General features: G+C 34.5%; 3 protein-coding genes. 2 read left to right on the top strand and 1 reads right to left on the bottom strand.

Annotated features, from left to right (window positions below):
• Positions 1-458: 458 nt before the first annotated feature.
• Entirely contained in the window at positions 459-1,934 is a 1,476-nt protein-coding gene (locus V7014_RS26540; RefSeq protein WP_335512029.1) for a protein adenylyltransferase SelO, read from the top strand.
• Positions 1,935-2,195: 261 nt separating this feature from the next.
• Here the strand turns inward: V7014_RS26540 and V7014_RS26535 are convergent, their stop codons facing one another.
• Complete coding sequence (locus V7014_RS26535) at positions 2,196-2,708, bottom strand: GNAT family N-acetyltransferase (RefSeq protein ID WP_335512027.1); 513 nt, start codon at positions 2,706-2,708, stop codon at positions 2,196-2,198.
• A 442-nt stretch (positions 2,709-3,150) separates the two neighbouring features.
• On the opposite strand from V7014_RS26535, the gene V7014_RS26530 reads away from it, so the two are divergent.
• Positions 3,151-3,627 (top strand): DinB family protein, encoded by a 477-nt coding sequence (locus tag V7014_RS26530; protein WP_335512025.1) that lies wholly within the window; start codon positions 3,151-3,153, stop codon positions 3,625-3,627.
• The last annotated feature ends 82 nt before the right edge of the window (positions 3,628-3,709 follow it).

Raw genomic sequence — 3,709 nt, 5'->3', positions numbered from 1 at the left:
GTATAATAGCATTGAGTACGATAAAAAAGTAAATGGAGATTAATAATTACGCTTTTGAAACAGTAAAGATCCTTTTCTTATGCTTAATATAATTATTTGTTTGAATTGTCATATTTTAGTGATTTTTTGAAGTTTGGATTAACTAAGAAGCAAATCAAAAATGTATTAAAAGGGATAGTTTAAGGATGGTTTCCTCCTTTAAAAATCCTCTAATTTTACAATACGAATGGTTGTGAGAGAATCAATTAATCTAAAGGATGAATTGGTGGAATCTTTTATTACGTTTGTAGAGTTGTAATATTCCGTCAAATGTTTAAAAGGGCATAATAACATATTTGAAGTGGATACTAGAACAATCGACTTGTGTTGTAATAAGAAGAAATAAAATATAAATGAAATGGCTGTTTTCTTTTTATTACAAGAAAAAACTTAAATACATATGATGAAAAGGAGTTACGATGACAAAGAGAGAAGAGATTAAAGAAATAGGATGGAACTTAGACAATAGTTATGCACATCTACCGAATACTTTTTTTACTAGCCATAAGTCAACCGCTGACAGCTCACCGGAATTGATTATTCTCAATAAATCTTTAGCAACATCACTTGGGTTGAATATTCAAGGGCTAGAAAGCAAAGAAGGTGTAGAGGTGCTCTCCGGAAATCGGATTCCTGATGGAGCTTTCCCTCTTGCTCAAGCTTATGCGGGACATCAATTTGGGCATTTTACAATGTTAGGAGACGGTCGGGCCCTCCTGATTAGCGAGCAGATTACCCCTTTGGGTGAACGGTTTGATATTCAATTGAAGGGTTCAGGACCAACGCCATACTCCCGCGGTGGTGATGGAAGGGCGACCCTTGGGCCAATGTTACGTGAATACATCATTAGTGAAGCCATGCATTCTCTTGGTATTCCTACTAGCCGTAGCCTTGCGGTGGTAACAACTGGTGAGTCAGTATTCCGAGAAACTGAATTGCCTGGTGCTATATTGACGCGTGTGTCGGCTAGTCACCTACGGATTGGAACTTTTCAATATGCTAGAAAATGGGGCGAGCTTCAGGAACTTCAGAGCCTAGCAGACTATGCTTTAAAGCGCCATTTCCCAGACATTGAAGCTGATGAGAATCGATATCTTTCATTGCTTAAGGAAGTGATTAAGCGTCAGGCTTTGCTGATTGCTAAATGGCAACTGGTTGGATTTATTCATGGGGTGATGAATACCGACAACATGACTATTTCTGGAGAAACAATTGATTACGGTCCTTGTGCCTTTATGGATGAGTATGATCCAGCAACAGTATTCAGCTCAATCGACATTCAAGGTCGATACGCATATGGCAACCAGCCGCATATTGGAGCGTGGAATCTAGCGCGCTTTGCAGAAACATTATTGCCTCTTTTACACGAAGATCCATCACAGGCTGTCAAAATGGCTCAGGATGCCATTTCAGATTTTTCTGAGTTGTATCAAAGTAATTGGCTTGAAGGTATGAGGGCAAAACTAGGAATATTTAATCAAGAGAGCCAAGATACAGCCCTAATTGAAGAACTTCTCAAAATCATGCAAAAGTATCGTGCGGATTATACTAATACTTTCCTAGCACTAACTTTTGAAAAACATGAGGATTCGGTTCTGTTTGGTACACCAGAATTTGCAAAGTGGTATGAGATGTGGCAAGCGAGACTAAGTAGACAGCAGGAATCGAGAGCATCTTCTCAGCAGTTGATGCGTGACAGTAATCCTGCGCTAATTCCTAGAAATCACCGTGTTGAAGCTGCACTTGAAGCTGCGGTGAACGAGGGAGACTTCAGCGTAATGGAGCGTCTTCTTCATGCTCTTTCAAATCCATACGCGCACACCGCCGAACAGGCTGAATACTGTAAACTTCCAGCTACATCATCCATTCCTTATCAAACCTTTTGCGGTACCTAATTTACCGTAAAAAGTATTTGAAAAAAGCTGTTAGAAATAACAGCTTTTTTGATGTAGCTAACGATTGTGAAGTAAATTAGTAATAGATGTAGCTTTGTAATAAAGTTTGTAAAAAGGATGTCTCTAATCCTTATATTGCAGAAAACTAAAAGAATCACTTTCGAAAAAAGTTTGATCATTTCTATAAACTCTAATGTACTAAAGCCTTTTAGTACATTAGGATATTGTACATAAGAGGATCATCGATATATTCATTATTATTTAATTTTTTTGCGAAAATTTCCAAGAATATAATTCCTCAGTTTCTTTATACTTTATTGCTCCTGTTTTTTCTAACACTCTATGAGATGCAATGTTGTCTTTTTCTGTATCTGCAATAACAGTTCTAACATTAGGTTGATTTAACAACCATCTTTTGATATTTTCAACAGTTTCCGTCATATATCCATTCCCTTGATATCGGGGTATAGTATAATAACCAATTACCACTTCGCCATTTTCATTCGGAAGGCCTTTTATCATTATTCCACCAACATAAGTATTTATTTCTTTCAACACAATTGCCCAATTTGTATGCCATATATATTTTTTCTGATCATTTAACAATTTAGAAAGTCGAATTTCTAATGCAGGTTTCAGTTCTGGATCAACGAATTCTGCTGTTTCTCTTAGAGCTAAATTCTTTTCCATTTGATTTTGACTTTCAATAAGTAACTTCATATTATCCGAATTTAATGGTATTATTCTTAATCTTTCTGTATTTAATTCAATCATAATAACTCTCCTATCATAAATTGTAGACTATGTGTAATAGACAGAACAAGTATAATAATAGGTATATGTTATTGGCAGCGACTCCTAATAATTTGAATTCAAAAATATAGCTAGTAAATGGATACTAGCCAGTATTAATGTAACTTCAGTTTATCATTCCATAATATTACTGTAAAACCATTTAGTGTTTGATTTTTTTAAAAGTTTTACTAACCTGCAACCTTAGCATAAAAAGAAATTACACAAAACAAAACTCCCAATCTGTAATTCCAGTTAACCTTTATTTCAAATCAACAGCAAAGGGAAAAAATATCGCATCTTTTTTATAAATATCGTGACTTTATTTCAAAGCCAAAATAGAAGTTTTTTTAGCAGATTTATTGAATATTAAACAAATACGTTTTTAGAAATGAAATATAATTTCTCAGTTGAGGTGTTTTCCATGTTAAAGTTTTTTGAATACAACTGGCAAGTAAGAGATGAATGGATTGATTGGTGTTATCAGCTTAATACTGAGGAGTTACATAAAGTTCGTACTGGTGGAGTAGGAAGTATATTGTATACACTCTTTCATATTGTTGATGTGGAATATAGTTGGTTTCGAGGTATTCAAAAAAAAGAAGATTTAGTCGTTCAGTTTGAAGATTATAACACAATTGAAAAAGTCAAATCTCTCTCAGATACATTCCGAATAGAAATAGTTGATTTTTTAAAATCCAACTTTCATAATATGGAAAATGAGCTTGTAAGAGTTTCTTGGGATGATGATGAATACACTAATGATGAAATATTACACCATATCATAGCGCATGAAATACATCATATTGGACAACTTTCTATATGGGCTAGAGAAATAGATTTAAAGCCGGTAACAGCTAATTTTATTGGACGAAAACTAAAATCTATCCATTCATATTAACTTATCTGGTTCAGAAAAATTACTAATGGAGGATTTTTTACTTGAAAACCAAAACCACCATTTTGTTAAAATGGTGGTTGCA

Origin of the sequence: Bacillus sp. JJ722 (genome assembly GCF_036963345.1) — a bacterium.
Classification (GTDB): domain Bacteria; phylum Bacillota; class Bacilli; order Bacillales; family DSM-1321; genus Bacillus_AD.
Note: the sequence above shows the minus strand (reverse complement) of the source record. Positions and strands in the feature narration are given on the sequence as shown.

Coding starts and splice junctions, on each gene's coding strand:
- V7014_RS26530 (WP_335512025.1), top strand. CDS start 3,151: ATGTTAAAGTTTTTTGAATACAACTGGCAAGTAAGAGATGAATGGATT.
- V7014_RS26535 (WP_335512027.1), bottom strand. CDS start 2,708: ATGATTGAATTAAATACAGAAAGATTAAGAATAATACCATTAAATTCG.
- V7014_RS26540 (WP_335512029.1), top strand. CDS start 459: ATGACAAAGAGAGAAGAGATTAAAGAAATAGGATGGAACTTAGACAAT.